This window comes from Streptomyces sp. NBC_01224, from assembly GCF_036002945.1.
In the GTDB taxonomy this organism is placed as follows: domain Bacteria; phylum Actinomycetota; class Actinomycetes; order Streptomycetales; family Streptomycetaceae; genus Streptomyces.
On the sequence record NZ_CP108529.1, the window covers coordinates 4,770,099 to 4,787,775 of the forward strand.

Annotated in this window: 22 protein-coding genes; 7 read left to right on the forward strand and 15 right to left on the reverse strand. The window is 70.6% G+C overall.

Annotated features, from left to right (window positions below; translation table 11 throughout):
• Positions 1–26: 26 nt before the first annotated feature.
• On the reverse strand, positions 27–536 hold the full coding sequence (locus tag OG609_RS21245) for a hypothetical protein (protein WP_327274257.1): 510 nt from the start codon (positions 534–536) through the stop codon (positions 27–29).
• Positions 537–656: 120 nt separating this feature from the next.
• Positions 657–1,142, reverse strand: coding sequence for a peroxiredoxin (locus OG609_RS21250; protein WP_327274258.1), 486 nt, complete (start codon positions 1,140–1,142; stop codon positions 657–659).
• A gap of 97 nt (positions 1,143–1,239) precedes the next feature.
• Here OG609_RS21250 and OG609_RS21255 point away from each other — a divergent pair, with 97 nt between their 5' ends.
• Positions 1,240–2,022, forward strand: coding sequence for an alpha/beta hydrolase (locus OG609_RS21255; protein WP_327274259.1), 783 nt, complete (start codon positions 1,240–1,242; stop codon positions 2,020–2,022).
• Here OG609_RS21255 and OG609_RS21260 read toward each other — a convergent pair.
• Complete coding sequence (locus OG609_RS21260) at positions 1,974–2,435, reverse strand: GNAT family N-acetyltransferase (protein WP_327274260.1); 462 nt, start codon at positions 2,433–2,435, stop codon at positions 1,974–1,976. The two genes, OG609_RS21255 and OG609_RS21260, sit on opposite strands and share 49 nt — an antisense overlap.
• 86 nt (positions 2,436–2,521) lie before the next feature.
• Here OG609_RS21260 and OG609_RS21265 point away from each other — a divergent pair, with 86 nt between their 5' ends.
• Entirely contained in the window at positions 2,522–2,794 is a 273-nt protein-coding gene (locus OG609_RS21265) for a DUF1876 domain-containing protein (RefSeq protein WP_327274261.1), read from the forward strand.
• Here OG609_RS21265 and OG609_RS21270 read toward each other — a convergent pair.
• Positions 2,787–3,056 (reverse strand): TetR/AcrR family transcriptional regulator C-terminal domain-containing protein, encoded by a 270-nt coding sequence (locus OG609_RS21270; protein WP_327274262.1) that lies wholly within the window; start codon positions 3,054–3,056, stop codon positions 2,787–2,789. The genes OG609_RS21265 and OG609_RS21270 overlap by 8 nt on opposite strands.
• Here OG609_RS21270 and OG609_RS21275 point away from each other — a divergent pair.
• Positions 2,974–3,180 carry a hypothetical protein gene (locus OG609_RS21275; RefSeq protein ID WP_327278414.1) on the forward strand — a complete coding sequence of 69 codons (207 nt, stop codon included), beginning with the start codon at positions 2,974–2,976 and terminating at the stop codon, positions 3,178–3,180. The two genes, OG609_RS21270 and OG609_RS21275, sit on opposite strands and share 83 nt — an antisense overlap.
• Before the next feature lie 99 nt (positions 3,181–3,279).
• Complete coding sequence (locus tag OG609_RS21280) at positions 3,280–4,986, forward strand: SpoIIE family protein phosphatase (protein WP_442817987.1); 1,707 nt, start codon at positions 3,280–3,282, stop codon at positions 4,984–4,986.
• Positions 4,987–5,015: 29 nt separating this feature from the next.
• On the opposite strand, the gene OG609_RS21285 is transcribed toward OG609_RS21280, so the two are convergent.
• The 5 genes from OG609_RS21285 to OG609_RS21305 form a co-directional block, all read right to left on the reverse strand.
• Positions 5,016–5,864, reverse strand: a complete 849-nt coding sequence (locus OG609_RS21285; protein ID WP_327274263.1) for a GNAT family N-acetyltransferase — start codon at positions 5,862–5,864, stop codon at positions 5,016–5,018.
• A gap of 114 nt (positions 5,865–5,978) precedes the next feature.
• Positions 5,979–6,584, reverse strand: a complete 606-nt coding sequence (locus OG609_RS21290) for a hypothetical protein (RefSeq protein WP_327274264.1) — start codon at positions 6,582–6,584, stop codon at positions 5,979–5,981.
• Positions 6,581–7,879 (reverse strand): MAB_1171c family putative transporter, encoded by a 1,299-nt coding sequence (locus tag OG609_RS21295; RefSeq protein ID WP_327274265.1) that lies wholly within the window; start codon positions 7,877–7,879, stop codon positions 6,581–6,583. Before OG609_RS21295 ends, OG609_RS21290 begins: the two co-directional genes overlap by 4 nt.
• A gap of 40 nt (positions 7,880–7,919) precedes the next feature.
• Positions 7,920–8,543 (reverse strand): toxin, encoded by a 624-nt coding sequence (locus OG609_RS21300; RefSeq protein ID WP_327274266.1) that lies wholly within the window; start codon positions 8,541–8,543, stop codon positions 7,920–7,922.
• Between the two features lie 6 nt (positions 8,544–8,549).
• Positions 8,550–9,002 carry a hypothetical protein gene (locus OG609_RS21305; RefSeq protein ID WP_327274267.1) on the reverse strand — a complete coding sequence of 151 codons (453 nt, stop codon included), beginning with the start codon at positions 9,000–9,002 and terminating at the stop codon, positions 8,550–8,552.
• A 602-nt stretch (positions 9,003–9,604) separates the two neighbouring features.
• Between OG609_RS21305 and OG609_RS21310 the strand changes: the two genes are divergently transcribed.
• The 3 genes from OG609_RS21310 (at position 9,605) to OG609_RS21320 (ending at position 12,320) form a co-directional block, all read left to right on the forward strand.
• A complete protein-coding gene (locus OG609_RS21310; RefSeq protein WP_327274268.1) occupies positions 9,605–9,952 on the forward strand; it encodes a MerR family transcriptional regulator in 348 nt (115 codons plus the stop codon).
• A gap of 381 nt (positions 9,953–10,333) precedes the next feature.
• Positions 10,334–10,537: a cold-shock protein gene (locus tag OG609_RS21315; RefSeq protein ID WP_073727988.1), complete on the forward strand. Its 204-nt coding sequence runs from the start codon at positions 10,334–10,336 to the stop codon at positions 10,535–10,537.
• Positions 10,538–10,757: 220 nt separating this feature from the next.
• Entirely contained in the window at positions 10,758–12,320 is a 1,563-nt protein-coding gene (locus OG609_RS21320) for a DEAD/DEAH box helicase (RefSeq protein WP_327274269.1), read from the forward strand.
• 18 nt (positions 12,321–12,338) lie between these two features.
• Here the strand turns inward: OG609_RS21320 and OG609_RS21325 are convergent, their stop codons facing one another.
• The 6 genes from OG609_RS21325 to OG609_RS21350 all read right to left on the reverse strand — a co-directional run bounded on the left by OG609_RS21325 (position 12,339) and on the right by OG609_RS21350 (position 17,354).
• Positions 12,339–14,237 (reverse strand): LamG-like jellyroll fold domain-containing protein, encoded by a 1,899-nt coding sequence (locus OG609_RS21325; RefSeq protein ID WP_327274270.1) that lies wholly within the window; start codon positions 14,235–14,237, stop codon positions 12,339–12,341.
• 189 nt (positions 14,238–14,426) lie between these two features.
• Positions 14,427–15,191 (reverse strand): SDR family oxidoreductase, encoded by a 765-nt coding sequence (locus OG609_RS21330; protein ID WP_327274271.1) that lies wholly within the window; start codon positions 15,189–15,191, stop codon positions 14,427–14,429.
• A 395-nt stretch (positions 15,192–15,586) separates the two neighbouring features.
• The gene (crcB, locus tag OG609_RS21335) at positions 15,587–15,961 is read right to left on the reverse strand and encodes a fluoride efflux transporter CrcB (RefSeq protein ID WP_327274272.1); all 375 of its coding nucleotides are present in this window, start codon (positions 15,959–15,961) and stop codon (positions 15,587–15,589) included.
• On the reverse strand, positions 15,958–16,314 hold the full coding sequence (locus OG609_RS21340) for a DUF190 domain-containing protein (protein ID WP_327274273.1): 357 nt from the start codon (positions 16,312–16,314) through the stop codon (positions 15,958–15,960). Before OG609_RS21340 ends, crcB (OG609_RS21335) begins: the two co-directional genes overlap by 4 nt.
• Entirely contained in the window at positions 16,311–16,721 is a 411-nt protein-coding gene (crcB, locus tag OG609_RS21345) for a fluoride efflux transporter CrcB (RefSeq protein ID WP_327274274.1), read from the reverse strand. The genes OG609_RS21340 and crcB (OG609_RS21345) overlap by 4 nt, the downstream gene beginning before the upstream one ends.
• A 177-nt stretch (positions 16,722–16,898) precedes the next feature.
• Entirely contained in the window at positions 16,899–17,354 is a 456-nt protein-coding gene (locus OG609_RS21350) for a carboxymuconolactone decarboxylase family protein (protein WP_327274275.1), read from the reverse strand.
• Between the last annotated feature and the right edge of the window lie 323 nt (positions 17,355–17,677).

Consider the following 17,677-nt stretch of genomic DNA (forward strand, 5'->3'; position numbering starts at 1 on the left):
GGGCGGTCTATCGGCTCGGGCGGTGGTCAGCGCTCGACGGGGCGGACCGCGACCGAGGTGGTCGACAGCGCGGCCTCCACCCAGATCTCGGTGCCGCGTTCGACCGGCACCGGGCTCTTCGCCGCCAACTTCACGGTCTGACCGGCAAGTTGCAGCAGGACCTCGCCGTATCCGTCGGCCGGGATGGCCGTGACGACCGACCCGGACGTACCGACGAGATCGTCGCCGCGGGGTGTGACGCTGGTCTGGTCCCGCATCAGGGCCCGGCTGAACTTCCAGGTCAGCCAGGCCGCGACGATCCCGGCCAGCACTCCGGCGGCGGTTGCGGCGACCGTGCCGACGCCGGTGGTGCCGAGCACGATCGCGCCGCCGAAGCCGAGCATCGAGAGGAATCCGGCGATGACGGGGAGGGACAGGAGGCCGTCGAAGAGGCCGTCCAGTACGCCTCCGAAGAGACCTTCGAGGATGCCGTCGAAGATCAGGGACAGGGCGAGCAGAACGATTCCCGCAATGCCGAGACCGAGAAACAAGGTCACGTGATCACCCTCCCCGATCTCCGAAATCCCCCGAACACGACTCCCCGAACATTTCCGTCGAACTGGCTGGATGATCCCATACACACCCGGCAACGGATACTGCCGGGTTCCGGCAATCTTTTACGCGTCTTTGATGCCGGACAGGTGTTCGGTCAGTGTGTCCAGTGACTGGAACGTGGCTCCGAGCAGGGCGACATGCTTCCAGCGCAGTACACCGTCCGGCCCGATGAGGAAGACCGCGCGACGCACCCCGATCCCGGGCGCCGCGACGCCGTACGCCCGGGCGATCTCCCGTCCGGCGTCCGCGAGCAGCGGCATCCGCAGCCCGTGGGCGCGGGCGAACGACTCATGGCTGTCCACACCCTGTGGACTGATTCCCCAGACCTCCGCGTCGAGCTCGCCGAAGGTCTCCATGCCCGAGGAGTACGAGCAGAGCTGTTTGGTGCACACGGTCGTGTTGTCGCCCGGGTAGAACGCGAGGACCACGGCACGGCCGCGTGCGGCGGAGAGGGTGTAGTCGCGGCGCTCGAACGTCTCGCCGGTCAGCGCACCGCCCGGCAGTGTGAAGTCCTGGACGGTACTGCCGAGTTGTGGTGACGATCCCATGTCGTTTCCTCCGTGGTCCGGTGCTGCGGAAGTCTTCCGGTTCGTGTTCCGTACAGCATGCTCGTCACGGGTCCGGCTCCCGCACCAGGAGGCACGTATGACAGAACCGTCGTCCGCCGTCCGCCCGTCCGCGGCCGTGTTCCTGCTGCACGGCGGCGCGGAGACGGGCCTGGGCCCGCCCCCGCCCGGCCCGCTGAACCTGCCCGCCGTGCGGTTGCGCCCGTTCGCGCGGGCCATCGCCGCGGCGACGGGCGACGGCGCAACGGGCGTTCTCGTACACACCGCCCGCTACACCCACCGCGGCTGGAACGGCCCCCGCGAGGACCCCTTCCACGACGTCCTGGCCGCCCTCGACACCCTGCGCCGCGACGTCGGCGAGATCCCGGTGGTCCTGGTCGGCCACTCGATGGGCGCCCGCGCCGCCCTCCGCGCCGCCGGTCATCCGCTGGTACGCGGGGTGGTCGGCCTCGCCCCGTGGTGTCCGGCCGACGATCCGGTCACCCAGCTCGGCGGCCGCGATGTCGTCCTGCTGCACAGCACCCGCGACCGCATCACGAGCCCCCGGACATCCCAGTCCTTCACCGGCCGCGCCCGCCGCGCCGGTGCCCACACCTGTCTGGTCGCGATCCGGCGCAGCGACCACGCGATGCTCCGGCGCGCCCGGACCTGGCACGCGCTGACGACACGGATCGCCACCGGCCTGCTGGGTCTGGCCCCGCTCCCCGAGTCGGTCGCGACCGCACTCCGGCTCCCGTCGGACGCTCCGGCGACGCACGGAACCCTCGACCTCGACCGGCTCGACCTCGACCGGCTGGACCTCGACCGGCCGGACTACGCCTGGACCGGGCGCAGCTCCGGGCCGGCCATCGGGAATCGGTAGACCGTCGACTCCCTCGCCCGGAAGCCCAGACGCTCGTACAGCCGGTTCGCGGCGGCGCGGTCCGGCCGGGAGGTGAGGTCGACGGTCCGCGCACCCGCCTCCCGGGCCAGCGTCAGCGCCTCCTGTGTCAGCAGGGCCGCGATCCCCTGCCCGCGGGCTTCGGTGTCGACCACGACGTCTTCGATACGGGCCCGCAGCCCGGTCGGGACGGGAAGCAGAAGCAGCGTCAGTGTTCCGACGACGCTGCCCGCGGCACGAGCGACGAGCACCGTGTTCGTCTCGCACCGCACCAGCCGGTCGACCGCCTCCTGATCCAGTGGACGGGCGGTCGAGGACAGCTGGGGCAACAGCCGGGCGAAGGCGGCCACGATCTCCCCAGTCGCTTCGTGGACGATCTCTACGTCGACGCTCATGACGCGGAGCCTATAGCGGGCGGTGGGGGAGGTGTCGTGGTGCAGGGGCGGGGGAACGGGCGCACCCTGGTAGGGAGGTGATCGTCATGACGAAGACGACTGTCGGGTGGCATGTGGACATGGAATTCGAGGAGGACTCCCACCGCACCCGTGCGGCCGCCCTGGTGCGGCTTCCGGACGGGAACGAGGTGCGGGCCCATGGATATGCGAGCCGTCACCCCTCCGACAAGGAACAGCCGAGGGTCGGCGAGGAGATCGCGGGAGCCAGAGCACTCAATGAGCTGGCGATGAAGATGCTGACGAAGGCGCACGACGAGATCGACGAGGCGTCCGGCCGGACATCGCACCCGCTCACCTGAGGCCCCCGCCTGCGAGCCGCCGGCCCCCGGGGGCGTAGTGGCCCAGGAACATGTCGACGCCGCTCGTGACCGGACGGTCCGTGGTGGCATCGTCGATGGCTGTTCCGTACGAGCTGAAGACCATGTGAGGTAAGACCAGTAGCGCGTACAGCCGAGTGATCGCCGTTTCGAGGTCGGAGATGTCCAGCCGGCCCCGTTCCGCGAGGCTGCGCCACGGCCGGGCGGTGACCCGCGGGGCCGTGGCGCAGCCATGCCCCGGCAAGTTCCGGGAAGCGGTGGAGTTCGGCGGCCACGAGGTTGCGCAGGGCGATGACGTCGGCGTTGCCGCGTACGGCGGACACCCGGGCGCGGGGCTGCGGGGAAGCCCGGGCCCGTCCGGCGAATGAGGACGTGAGGGGGCCCGGCTGCGGATGCGTGGCAGCGGCGGGCGGTCGACGATTGATTGCCGGGCAGCGGGACGTCCGTGTCCGTCCCAGGAGGTTGACGTGCAGGCCGATGCGTACGCCGACAGCGTGGTGCCGTTCGATCCCACGACCCTGGCGGCCCTGGTCGACGGCACCATGGCCGGTGTGGGCGTGCTCGACACGGGGCTGCGCTATCTCTACGTCAACCCGGCCCTCGAACGGCTCAACGGCATTCCGGCCGCCGAACACCTCGGGCGCACCGTTTCCGAGGTCCTCCCGGGAGTCGACGCGGGCGAGGACATGTTGCGGGCCGTGCTCGCCGACGGGAAGCCCCGCGAGATCACGTCCAGCGGAGTCACCGCCGCCGCGGCGGGCTCGGTGCGGCGGTACTGGCACGGGGCGTACCACCGGCTGGAGGTCGGCGGGCGGATCGTGGGCGTGGCCGGGATCGTGCTGGAGGTCATGGCCTCGGACAAGGGGCGGCGCGAGCTGGAACAGGCCCGGCGGCATCTGACCATGCTCGACACAGCGGCCGCCCGGATCGGCACCACGCTCGACATGGACACCACCTGTGCGGAGCTCGTCGACCTCGTCGTGCCGGGGCTGGCGGACCTTGCCACGGTCGAGGTGTTCCCGCCCGACGTCGCCGCCCCGGTACGCCCCGCGCCCGCCGGTGTGCTGCGACTGCGCAGGGCGGCGCTGACGGCGGTGGCCGGGCTGCGCGACGAGCTGCCGGGATTCGGACTGACCGGTGAGTACGTCGACTACCAGGAGGGTGCGGCCGTACAGCGCTGTCTGGCGGCCAACCAACCGGTCGTGGAGAACCACACGACCGACGAAGAGCTCGCCCGCTCCGCCCCCGCCCCCGAACGGGTCGCCGCCTACCGCGCCCTGGGGATGCATTCGGCGGTCATCGTGCCCGTCGCCGTACGCGGCCGTCCGCTCGGCGTCCTCGGCCTGATCAGGGCGGGGGACTCACCGGCCTTCACGGACGAGGACGTGGTGGTCGCCCGGGAACTCGCCGCCCGGGCCGCCGTCGATCTCGACCACGCCCGCCGGTATGCCCACGAGCACACCATCGCCCTGGAGCTGCAGCGCTCCCTGCTGTCCGAGCCGCGCCCGCCGCACCCGCACATCGAGATCGCCACCCGCTATCTGCCGGCCGACCGGAGCGTGATGGTCGGCGGCGACTGGTTCGACGTCATCCCGCTGCGGGACGGGCGGCATCTGAAGGCGATGGGCGATGTGATGGGCCACGGGGTGGAGGCGGCGGTCGCCATGAGCCACTACCGCTCGCTGCTGCGGATGCTCGCCGACGACGATCTGCCGCCGCACCGCATCCTGGAACAGCTGGACCGGATGGTCGAACGGTCCGGGCTGGACCGGGCGGCGACCTGTCTGCTGGCCGTCGTCGACCGGTTCGGCGGGGCGTGCGACGTGGCGAGCGCCGGGCATCTGCCGCCGGTGCTCATCGACCCGGGGAAGGCGGGAACCAGGGTGTGCGACGAGGTACCGGTGGGCCCGCCGCTGGGCACCGGCTTCGGCGGGTACCGGACGACGTCGGTGGAGATCGGGCCGGGCACGGTGCTGTTCATGTACACCGACGGCCTGGTGGAGCGGCGAGGCGAGGACATAGACATCTCGATCGGCCGCCTCAGGGAACTGACCCTGCCCGCGGGCGGGAGCCTGGAGGACCTGCTGGACGACGTCCTCGAACGGTTCGGACCGGGTGCGGAGGACGACATAGCGGTACTGGCCTCGCGCACCCGCCACCGCGCCACCCCCTGATCCGGGCCGCCGCCGGAAGGGACAACAGGTCAGCCCAGCTCCAGGCTGGTGATGCCGAACAGCCCGGCGTGGTCGACGTCCGGTGTGGGGCCCGTGTACATCCGGGCGGTCTCGAACGACGGGGTGAGGCCCAGCTGTTCCGCGAGGTGCACGGCGGCCGGGTTGATGTCGGGTACGTCGATCGCCACCGGGGTACCGGGGTCGGTGGCCGCGAGCGCGCCGACCAGGGCGCCCGCCACCTCGGGCGACTCCGCGTACACGGGACCGATGCGGGACGACGTGCGGCAGGGCCGCATCACGGCGAGACCCCGCAGCTCCCCGTCGCGGACGGCGGCGAGCGAGGTGCGTGCGGGCCCGGCGATCCACGGTGCGAGGAAGCTGTCGCGGTCGGCGGGGAAGAAGCGGCGGTCGTAGGAGGCCAGTTGACCGAAGGGGAGGGTGCGGGCATCGACGAGAGCGGTGCCGGCCGGGGCGGTCGGGGCGGCGGGGGGCAGGCCCTCGTAACGCATGTTCGTCCATACGGAACGGAAGCCGGATCTACGGTAGTTGGGCTGCTGGTCCACCACGCCGTCCAGCCCGACGTTGCGCCCGTCCAGCCGTGCCATGCCAGCCCGCCACAGCTGGATGCCGTAGCCCCGGCCGCGCAGCTCGGGACGGGTGAGGTAGAAGCCGAGGAACCCGAAGCCGGAGCCGTAGCGCACCACGGAGACGCAGGAGACCGGTTCGCCGTCGAGCCGGCCGATCAGGAAGCCGCGCGGGTCGGCGGCGAAGAAGGCGTGGCGGTCGGTCAGGCCGGGATTCCAGCCCTCAGCGTGGGCCCATTCGGTCAGCATCGTGAGGTCGTCGGCGCTTGCGGTGGTGATCTCGAAGTTCGGCACGGGGCACCTGTACCCCGCGGGCGATCGGTTCAACTGTGGTTTTCCCGTCACCACCCGGGGTGAGGGTTTTGTCCTCAAGCGCCGGACGGGGCCCGCCCGGCGGACCGGCGCGGGTCAGACGAACAGGAACGCGCCCGCCGTCGTGGCCCCCAGCGACGCCCCGGCGACGGTCTGCGCCACCGAGTGGTACCCGAGCGCGACACGCGACCAGCACACGGCGACCGTCATCGCGTACGCGAGCAGCCACCACGACGAGTGGACCGGGGCGAGCAGTGCGACGACGGCCGAGGCGACCGCGGCGTCCACCGAGATCTTCCAGACCGTGTTCACGGCCAGGAGGACCACGGTCATCGCCCAGAGGGCGAGCATCGCCACGAGGATGCCGGTGGGGGCGTGGCCGAGGACCATCATCACCGAACCGGCGCCTACGGAACCGAGGATGACGAAGAAGATCGGGGCCCGCTTGGTGCGGTCGACGACATGACGGTCGCCCCAGGTGCCGCGCCCGCGCTCCCATTCGATGTACCCGGCAGGAACGATCCCGGCACACAGGGCACCGAGGAACCCCCAGAGCAGACCGGTCCAGTGACCGGCGGCGGCCAGGCCGATGCCGAGCATGCCGACCAGCAGGACGTTGCGGGGCTGGAAGACATCGGTGACGGTGCGCGCGACGCCGGTGCTCGGCGATGCGGGGGCGTCGGTGGTGTCGGTGGGGGTCATGCTGTCTCCTCCAGGGAGGCTGTGCGGGCCGGCTCGGTGGCGTCGCCGGATGCTGCGGACATGGCGTGGCCCAGTACCCGTTCCGCCCGGTCCTCCGTGACCGTCCGGTACGCGGCGGCCACCCGGACCAGCCATGCCACCTCGCCGTCCTGGTCGGTGGCGTGCTGGGACTCGACCGTCGCGGCGGTCGAGGCGGGCGCTCCGGTGCTCCTGGCCCGCAGTGCCGCCTTGATCCAGTACGCGTCGGCGAGTGGCCCGGCCTCCTCCCGGTCCGGGGTGCCGTCCGCGGCGGCGGCTTTGGCGGCCTGCAGCAGGGTGTCGGGGACGTAGTGGCGCAGCTTCTCGACGGCGTCCGCGATATCGGCGGCCCAGCGGTCGATGCGCAGGTCCGCGGGGGTGTCGAAGCGGGTCAGCTCGCGGGCCAGTGAGGCCGGGGGGTCGAAGGGCTGGTCGGGGAAGGCCGTCATCAACTCGTACCAGAGGCCATGCAGTTTGACCTGGGCCCGCCAGAGTTTCGCGCGTCGCCGCCCCTTGCTGAGTGCGGGGATGGAGGCACCCACCGCGAAGAAGGCGAACAGCACCACCTGGGCGGCCTCGGTGACCTCGTCGAACCGCAGGGCGAAGGCCGCACTCGGCCGGTCTGCGACGCTGACCCACAGGAACAGGGTCCGGCTGACGGTGTATCCGACCCCGATGAACATGGCGATGGTCATCATTCCGAGGCCCACGCGCAGATGGCGGAGCCCGGCACCGGCGGTGGCCAGCGCCCACTGGTACGCGCAGACGGCGGACGCGGCACCCAGGTAGAGGTAGAACACGCTCATGTACAGCGTGGCGCCCCACTGTCCCGCGTGGTCGGCGACGAAGCGGTCCGAGGGCACGGAACGGTCGACGACGGTGAAGAACAGCACCGTCAGCAGGACCAGTGTGGCGATCGACGCCTTGGCCGCCACCTGCTGGATGGCGCGGGCGAACCGTACGTGGCGCGGGACGGTTCCGGCATCGGGGTACTGGCCGTAGATCGCGACGATGTAGCTGAGGATCGCCAGGATCGCGATCGTCGCCGTGTAGTGCTTGATCAGGACGGCGAGGTCGGTGACGGCGCTGTCGTTGAGCGCGATGCGCACGGCCCGGGTCTTGGTCCACAGGGCGGCGGCGAAGCCTGCGTAGCAGCCCCACAGGGCCCGGCGACGCTTGTCTTCTTCGTCGCCCCACAGGGCGGCCGGCATGCGCCAGAGAGCGACGGCCGTCATCAGGGCCGCTATGAGATAACCGGCGAGGTCGAGCGGGTTCACGGCGGAATCCTCGGGGAGGGGGCGGGGGGACGGTCCGGTGTCAGGTACGGCGGAACGGGCCGCGGCGGCGGGTGGCGACGGGGCGGGAGAGGGAGTTCGCCAGGCGCCCCACCATGTCGTCGCTCGTCACATCCCGGGCCATGCGGGGAATGAGTGACGCGCCGAACTCGGCCATGCGTTCGGCGTGGGTGTCGTACTGCGCCCGGGCCTGCACGGTGCCGTCCCCCGAGCGGAGCGCGTCGTCGATCGTGGCGGCCACCGGTGGGGGAACGGCGGCGGCGGGCGGTTGTGGCGGGGGTTCGGCTCCGAGGACCCGGGTGATCAGCGAGGTGTCGAAGACCGGCAGCAGTCGCCTGAGCTGCTCCGGGTCGAGGGAGGTGCCGTGGTCGAACCACTCGTGGCACAGTTCGTGCAGGATGACGTGCTGGGTCTGGTACGCGGTCGGGCGGCGCCGGTAGAGCACAAAGCTGGTCCCGCCGGTCTTCAGCCGCAGACCGCAGGCGGCGTTGACGCGGGCCAGCCGGTCGGGCATCTCGTGCAGCACGATGGTGCGGCCACGGGCGGCCTCCATGTTCGCCACCAGTGCGTCGATGGAGAAGGGGGCGGGGATGGGCAGGTCGGCCAGCCCGGCCTCGCACTCCTTCCGTAGTTCGCGCAGGGACATGGAGACCTACTTCTCCGGCTCGCCGTGGGCGCCGTCGGCGCTCCGCCGGCCCCTGGCGTCCTCCAGCAGGGAGAGCGCGAACTGCAGCAGCTCCGGCGGGAGACCGTCCTCGTCGAGGCCGCGCCCGGCCAGTCCGCTTATCTCCCCCGTACGCCGCTTCGCGAGAAACTGCAGACCGGCGACGACATCGTCGACGACCTCGGACTCCTCCTTGAAGAACCGCCAGTCCACGCCGAAGCCCAGACCGAGCGCCTTGAGGATGTCCTCGGACGGCTGGGTGACCTTTCCGGCAAGGATGTTGGAGAAGTAGCTGTGCGAGAGGGACCCGCCGCGCTCCTTGACCAGGTCGGCGAAGACCCGCCCCGAGATCTTCTGACCGGGGAACGTCTTCTCGACCATGTACTCGACCTTCTGCTGCAACGTCCGCAGCTCCGGCGCGCGTTCCTCGCCGCTGTCCATCCGGCCCCCACGTATCCGCCCCGTCCGACCGGTGCCGCACGGTCTTCGATTTCGGTCAACGGGCTCGTACTGTAACCAACCCTGACGTGGCGTCCTCGGTGTGGGAGGCGGTCAGGGACGCTGTACGAGAGCGGGCTTGCGCAAACACTCTACGTCACTGTTAACTCGAAAAAACACGGGTAGGGGACCACGAGGGGAGTCTCCTGCCCGTGAAGTCGTCGGCGGGCAAAAGGGGCATGGTCCGCATATGGGTGTAGCCCTCCACGACGGGGGATGCGTGAAGGGCTACACGTACATTATGACTGCTGGTCAGGTCGCCATCAACTGACCGACCGGTCAGTGGGCGTTGGGGGTGCGGCGCCGCGGCGCCGGACCTGCTCCGCGCCGGAGTCGCGTCGTACCGATCAATCCGGCGGTGGGGGCGCCGGAGGGGCGCGTCTGCGGGGTGCGGCGGCGGGGAGCCGGCCGGTCGCACGGCTTCGGGGCAGCTAATTTCCCCGCCCTGACCAGGGAAATCTGTCGCGGCTATGATAGAAGCGATGGCTCGCACAATGAGATTTTCTCTTTCGGTCAACGAAGTCAGCGATACGCGGCAGGTGCAAATGCCCACAGGACCCCCTCCGCACGCCACCGACCGGCTCGATGACGACGACTACCCCGCCTACACCATGGGCCGCGCCGCGGAGATGATCGGTGCAACGCCCGCCTTCCTCCGGGCGATCGGTGAGGCCCGTCTGATCACCCCTCTGCGGTCCGAGGGCGGCCACCGTCGCTACTCCCGCTACCAGCTGCGAATCGCGGCCAGGGCCCGTGAACTCGTCGACGGCGGCACGCCGATCGAGGCGGCCTGCCGCATCGTGATCCTGGAGGACCAGCTCGAAGAGGCCCTGCGGCTCAACGCGGAACTGCGCCGGCCCGCGACGGAATCCGGCGGGGCGGCGGGCGCCTGAGGAGGCGGACCCGGGCGTGCGCCCCGGCTTCCATGGCGCCTGGGGCGAGCGGACGTGGTGCCGGGGGCAGGGGAACGTGGCGCCGGGGACGGGCCAATATCTATTGCCGTCGGCACAGAATTCCATGCAATGTGCGACAAGGGTTTATGGCGTATCCGGTGGAGTGTAATTACTCGCCGCGCCCGGACGCTTCCATCGTGCTACTGTGGGAGCAGTTGCAGTTGTGGTTCCCAAAGACTCCAAGTGCTCTCTTCGACTTAATGTGTCGATGAGCGTGCTTTTGTATTTTCCGGCGCTTTGTTCCGGATGGGGTAATCATCGCGGCGACGCGGGATCCGCACAGTGCGAATCCCCGGGCACTGCCCCAGAAGGAGATAAAAAATGGCTACTGGCACCGTCAAGTGGTTCAACGCGGAAAAGGGCTTTGGCTTCATCGAGCAGGACGGCGGCGGCGCTGACGTCTTCGCCCACTACTCGAACATCGCCTCCAGCGGCTTCCGCGAGCTGCAGGAAGGCCAGAAGGTGAACTTCGACGTCACGCAGGGCCAGAAGGGCCCGCAGGCGGAGAACATCACCCCCGCCTGATCCCGCTGCTCCGGCGCTGACGCGCTGTGACGCATTTGCGCAGCTGGGGCCCGCACCTTCGGGTGCGGGCCCCAGCTCGTTGTTTTTCCCACGTCCGGTACGGCTCATTCTTCGCAGCCGGGCTCGGTACACGTATGTCAACGGCCCGTTCTTGCGATTCCTGCGCCGCTCGTCGCCCAGTGAATTCCTCGATACGCGCCATATCGAGGAAGGGTTCTGTATGAACCGCGATCGCACAGCTCGCACGAACGACCGATACTCCCGCACCCGCTCCGGTGGCTCCACCGCTTCCGGCGGCGGGTTCCGTTCGCAGTCCCCGGGCCGCCAGGGCGGACAGGGCGGCGGCCGTTACGGCGCGCCCGACCGGCGCTCCGGCGGCTTCGGCCGCAGGCCCGCGGCCAAGCAGGGCGAGTTCGCGCTGCCGAAGACCATCACCCCGGCGCTGCCCGCCGCGGAGGCCTTCGCGGACCTGGACATGCCCGCACCCCTGCTGGCGGCGCTCGCCGCCGAGGGCGTCACCACGCCGTTCCCGATCCAGGGGGCCACCCTGCCGAACTCCCTCGCGGGGCGCGATGTGCTGGGCCGCGGCCGGACGGGTTCCGGCAAGACACTCGCCTTCGGCCTGGCCCTGCTGGCCCGTACCGCGGGTAACCGGGCTGACGCCCGACGCCCGCTGGCCCTTGTTCTCGTCCCCACCCGGGAGCTGGCCCAGCAGGTCACCGACGCGCTCACCCCGTACGCCCGCTCGCTCAAGCTGCGCATGGCCACCGTCGTCGGCGGCATGTCGATCGGCCGGCAGGCCAGTGCACTGCGCGGCGGGGCCGAGGTCGTCGTCGCCACGCCCGGCCGGCTCAAGGACCTCATCGAGCGCGGCGACTGCCGACTGGACCGGGTCGCCATCACCGTCCTCGACGAGGCCGACCAGATGGCCGACATGGGCTTCATGCCGCAGGTCACCGAACTGCTCGACCAGGTGCTGCCGGAGGGCCAGCGGATGCTGTTCTCGGCGACCCTGGACCGCAATGTCGACCTGCTGGTCCGCCGCTATCTGCACGACCCGGTGGTCCACTCGGTCGACCCGGCGGCCGGCGCCGTGACGACGATGGAGCACCACGTGCTCTACGTGCAGGGTGCCGACAAGTACGCCACCACGACCGAGATCGCGGCCCGCGACGGCCGGGTGATCATGTTCCTGGACACCAAGCACGCCGTGGACAAGCTCACCGACCATCTGCTCAACAGCGGGGTGCGGGCCGCCGCGCTGCACGGCGGCAAGTCCCAGCCGCAGCGCACCCGCACCCTGGCCCGGTTCAAGACCGGGCACGTCACGGTGCTGGTCGCCACGAACGTCGCGGCGCGCGGCATCCACATCGACAACCTCGACCTGGTCGTCAACGTCGACCCGCCGAGCGACCACAAGGACTACCTGCACCGCGGCGGACGCACCGCCCGCGCCGGTGAGTCCGGCAGCGTCGTCACGCTGGTGCTGCCGGGCCAGCGCCGTGAGATGACCCGTCTGATGGCCGACGCCGGGATCATCCCGAAGATCGCCCAGGTCCGCTCCGGCGAGGCCGAGCTGAGCCGGATCACCGGCGCGCAGACGCCCTCGGGGGTGCCCGTCACCATCACCGCACCGCTGACCGAGCGGCCCAGGAGCGCCGGCGCGTCGTCCCGGGGCCGGCGCAGCCGTCCCGTCCGGTCCGGGCAGTCGCGCCGCTCGGACCTGCCCACGTCGGAGGCGCGCGCCGCCGCCAAGCAGCGCCGTACCAACCGGGCGGCGTGACCCCGGGGGCTGCGACCCTCAGGCGATCATGAAGTCCCGTACGGGCAGGGCGCGTTCGACGATCCTGATGTCGCCGAGCCAGCCGTGCATCAACTGGTCGAGCCTGCCTCCGTACTCGTAGGCACCCAGCAGCCAGGGCAGGCCCAAGGTGGCGAGACCGGTGGTGCGGGTAGCGGGGTTGCGGGCGACTACGCAGCCGTCGACGTACATCGTCGTGTGCTTCCCGTCGTTGACGACCGCGACATGCCACCACCGCTCACGCAGCAGCTCATGGCTCCAGTTGGTGACGGCCCCCGGCTGGTTCAGCGGCGCCGCCGCCCACTGGAGCCCGGGGCCGTCCGACACGGAGAGGGTGGCGACGGGCTCCTCCGGGTCGCCGGAGGTCTTGCCGGCCGCCCCGAGCGTGCCGCGGCGGCCGAGCACGGCGCCCCAGGCGTTGCGTCCGGCGTCCCAGTCGGCGGGGAGGCGGAGGAAGGCCTCGATGGTGTAACCGGACCTGAACGTCGTGGTGTTGAGCGGTGCGTTGTTCTCCGTACGCAGATACGCGCCCCGCAGCGGCGGCTTCGAGCCGTCGAAGTAGAGGCTGCCGTGACCGGGCTGGTCGGGGTGGTGGTCGGTGGACCAGCGCAGGGCGTCGGGCGCACTGCCGGGGACGGCTTCGCGCACCAGGTCGTTGCGGTGCCCGGACAGGTCGGGGACGCGCAGGCCGGCGTCGGCGGCGGAACCGTCCTGGTGCGAAGGGGAGTCGAAGCGCCAGTAGGCGACGGTGCCCGGTATCAGCAGCTGCTTCGCCGGGCGGGGGCCGCGCACGGGCACGGGCGCGAATCCCGAGAAGCGCTTCTCGAAGTCGATGGGGACGGCGAAGCAGTCCTGCGGACCGGTCAGTTCGATCTCGCCGCGCTCCAGCTCGTTGAGCCTCTCGCCCGCGCGGCCGAGGATCCACGGGGAGATCGTCTCCACGTCGATGGTGTTCCTGGCCAGGTCGAAGCGGTAGAGGCGGATCATGGCGCTGCCGCCGTAGTAGCGGTTCTGGTAGTTGGTGATGTGCAGATGGACATCGTTGCCCGCGGAGTTCTTACGGGTGGTGCGCCCGGCGGGCCAGTAGTGGCCGTTGAGGGTGAGGAAAATCTGGTCGTGCCCGGCTATCAGCTCGTCCCACAGATGCTTTCCGTGGTCGGAGAGTTCGGCCTCGTCGCCGTCCGCGTCCGCGTACACCAGCTCGTGGGTGGTGAGGATGACCGGCGTGTCCGGGTGCTGGGCGATGACGTCCTTCGCCCAGGCGAGCCCGGCCGCCGACGGCCGCCAGTCGAGCGCCAGTACCAGCCATTCACGGCCGGCGGCGCGGAACAGGTGGTACGTGTTGTAGCCGTCCGGGGTCGCCCCGCCGAACGTCGGCAGGCGCCGCATCCGCTGCGGGCCGAAGGTGTCCAGGTACGGCGTGCGGCCGCGCTGGTCGTCGGTGGACGACTTGATGTCATGGTTGCCCGCGACGACGCTGTAGCCGACCCGCCGCCGGTCGAGCAGCCCGAACGCCTCTCCGATCGCCGCGAATTCGCCTGTCCGGCCGCTCTCGGTGAGGTCGCCCAGATGGGACAGGAAGACGATGTTCTCGTCGCGCCCGTGATCGAGTACGTAACGCAACGACGCCTCGACGGGCGCCTTGTCGATGCTCGCCCCGTCGAAGAGGTACTGGGTGTCCGGCATGACGACGAGCGTGAACCTCGGGTTCTCGGGGTCGGGCCGCCAACCGGCCGTGACGGCACCGGTGTTCTGCTGGGGAAGAGCCGCGGCGGGCGTGGCTGACGCGAGCCCCGTGGCTGCGGTGGCGGCACCGGTGAGCGCGGTTGCCCGCAGGAACGTACGACGGCTCGCGCCGGGCAGGAGTGGTCCGTCGGGCTGGTGGAGGGGGCTGCACATGGATGTCTCCGCGGGGGACGAACGTCGGGGTGATCGTCTGCAAGCTAGCCGCGGGGCGGGGGAGGAACCGGTCCGTAAGGGCGACAGCCGGGAGAAGACTCCATGAATTGCACAGCGCCGGGCGCGCGGGACGGTGGGGGCGGTCCATGGCCCCCACCGGTCCACGGTCCTGCCCCGTCGCGCCCCGGCCTATCGTCCGCCCGCGACCCGTAGCACCGCCCCGGTCACATACGACGCCTCGCCCGACAGCAGCCACGCGATGGCGGACGCGATCTCCGGGGCAGCTCCCGGGCGGCCGAGCGGGATGCCGGCCGCGGCCGCGGCCGCGCGGTCGGGGTCACCCGCGGTGGCGTGCATCTCGGTGTCGATCATGCCGGGGGCGACCGCGTTGACCCGGATTCCGTCGGGCCCCAGTTCCTTGGACAGCCCGATCGTCAGGGCGTCCGTCGCTGCCTTCGTGGCGGCGTAGTGGACGAAGTCCCCGGGGCTGCCGAGGGTGGCAGCGGCCGAGGAGACATTGACGATCGCGCCGGACCCACTGGCCGCCATGTCCTTCGCGGCCCGGCGGCAGCACAGCAGACAGCCGAGGAGATTCACGTCCAGGACCCGGCGCAGCGTCTCGGTGGAGGTGTCCACGAGACGGCCGAGAGGGCCTGTCACTCCCGCGTTGTTGACCAGTCCGGTGACGGGACCGAGCTGCGCGGCAGCCGTGTCGAAGAGCCGTTCCACATCGGCCTCCACGGCGGTGTCCACCCGCACCGTGACACAGCGTGCTCCCGCGGCCCGCACAGCCGCCGCGGTCCGCTCGGCGGCCTCGGCGTTGCTCACGAAGCCCAGGGCGAGGTCATGCCCTTCGGATGCCAGACGGACACAGGTCGCGGCACCGATCCCGCGACTGCCGCCGGTGACGACGGTGACGGGGCGCGACGACAAAGTGGTGCTGCTGATTGCCACTGGAGGAACCCCGCGCTCTCTGGCCGTGCCGGTCACGTCGTTCTCGGATTGTACGGAGACCACCTCCCCCGGTCGCCCTTTGGATCAAGGCCACGGGTGGATCGAGGCCCCCGGTCGGGTGACGTCCGGGCCCCCGCGATCATCCCGGGCGCCTGCTGTTGGAGTGGCGCCGGGCTGTCCGTTGGCGTGGTGTGCGGTCCGGGAGGGGCCGGGTGCCTAGGGTCGGCGGCTGACGGACCGCTGTCGGCGTGGATCGGGTTGAATCGCCCGGCGTCGGTGACGGCTCCTCCTCAACGGCGTTCCCCTGCCATCGCCTCGCATTGCGGTGGCAGGGGACGCCGACCGTCTCTACGACGATCTGCGCAAAACGGCTGCCTCGCGACCTTCGCCGATACCTACGACCACAGCGCCTCGGCGGCCGAGACACCGGCGAACGCCGCGCCCAGCCCCGCCACCACGCTCGCCACCACATTGGCCGCCGCGTAGAACTTCGCCCCGTCCTCGGCCAGCCGCAGCGTCTCGTAACTGAAGGTCGAGTACGTGGTGAGCGCCCCGCACAGTCCCGTACCGAGCAGCAGTTGCAGGTGGGAGGAGGCGGCGCCTGCCGCGACCGCACCGGTCAGCAGGCCGAGGATCAGCGATCCGGTCACGTTCACCGCGAAGGTGCCCCACGGGAAGACGGTGTCGTGCCGGGACTGCACCGCCCGGTCGGTCAGATACCGCAGGGGTGCCCCGACCGCCGCACCGACGATCACCAACAGCCAGTTCACCGGTTCCGCTCCCGGTCGTCGCCGTAGTGGACGACCTCGCAGCTGTCCAGGACGACCAGACCGCCGTCCATGACCAGCTCTTCGATGAGCGGCAGGAACGCACGGATCCGCTCTTCCGCGTCCACGATCACGACCGCCACCGGCAGGTCCTCGCTCAGTGAGAGCAGCCGCTGGGTGTGGATCATCGACGAGGCGCCGAACCCCTCGATCCCGCGGAACACACTCGCGCCCGACAGCCCCGCCTTGTGCGCCCGGTGCACGATCTCCGTGTACACCGGCCTGTGGTGCCACCCGTCGGACTCGCCGACGAAGACCGTCAGGCGCAATGCCCGTTCCGTGTTCGGCGTCGTCATGACTGCCTCCACGCCAGCACGCGGCGGGTCGCCCACACCGCACTCCACACCGCCGCGAGGGCCGCGCACAGTGTCAGTCCCAGATACGCCAGGCCGGTACGGGCCCGGTCGGCGTCGACGAGGCGCTCGATGTCCACCGCGTATGTGGAGAACGTGGTGAACCCGCCCAGCACCCCCGTACCGAAGAACGGCCGCACCAGCCGGTGCGCCGCCCACACCTCGCTGATCACCACCATGAACACACCGATCACCGCGCAGCCGACGACATTCACGACCAGCGTCGTCCAGGGGAAGCCGCCGGGGGCGGTCGGCCAGATCAGCGCGGCCCCGTAGCGGGCGCACGCTCCGAGTGCACCGCCGAGCGCGACCACCGCGACGACGGAACCTTGGGGATTCCGGGCTCCCATGCGCACGTGTCTCCTGCCTGCTACACGCACCAGGCTATCGCCGCCGCCCCGAAGGAGCGTGTCGGGCCCGTCACCCGCCACTCAGTACCGAAAAGGGAGACCGCCCGGAAGCCGTCGGGCTGACGGCGCCGGGCGGCGCGGCTTCCCGGTCCGGGACCCGAGGGCCCGGACGAAGGCCTACCAGGTCTTGCCCGGGGGCTGCTTGGTGGTGACGTTGATGCGGTTGAAGAGGTTCGTCAGACCGATGGAGAGGACCAGGGCCGAGAGCTCCTTCTCGGTGAAGTGATCGGCGGCCGCGTTCCAGATGTCGTCCGGCACCGGGTCGGAGCGGTCGCTGAGCCGGGTGGAGGCCTCCGCGAGCGCGAGCGCGGCCCGCTCCGCGTCCGTGAAGTAGGGCGCCTCCCGCCAGGCCGACACCGCGAAGAGCCGCTCGTCGCTCTCACCTGCCTTCCTGGCGTTGCGTACGTGTCCTTCGACGCAGAAGGTGCAGCCGTTGATCTGGCTCACCCGCAGACCGACGAGTTCGAGTGTCGTCTCCGCCAGGCCGCCCTTGTTGATGGCCTTGACGAGGCCCAGCAGGGGCGGCAACGCCTCGGGAATGATCTCGGCCGGGTTCTGTATACGTGCCTGCATGTGATGACTCTCCTTCGATATCCGTCGCGGCCGCGTTCCCGCCGCGTCTTCATTGCACTGACGGATGCCGGAGAGAAAGTGTGACGAGCGGCCGGGGAATCCGGCGCCACCTGCAGTTCTCGTGGTGAATTCGAGGTGCTTTGTTCGGCGGACGCAGAGCAGAATGAAGCATTCCGCTTTCCGTCGGGTCAGGATGCCCGGATGCTAGTAGGGCTTTGTTAGGTCCTGTGGTGGGGTTCGGGGGTTGGTGCGGGTTGGCCGCATATCGAGCAGGCGCCGGTCCAGGTGGCCAGGAGGGCCTGGAGTTCGCGGAGGACCGCGTA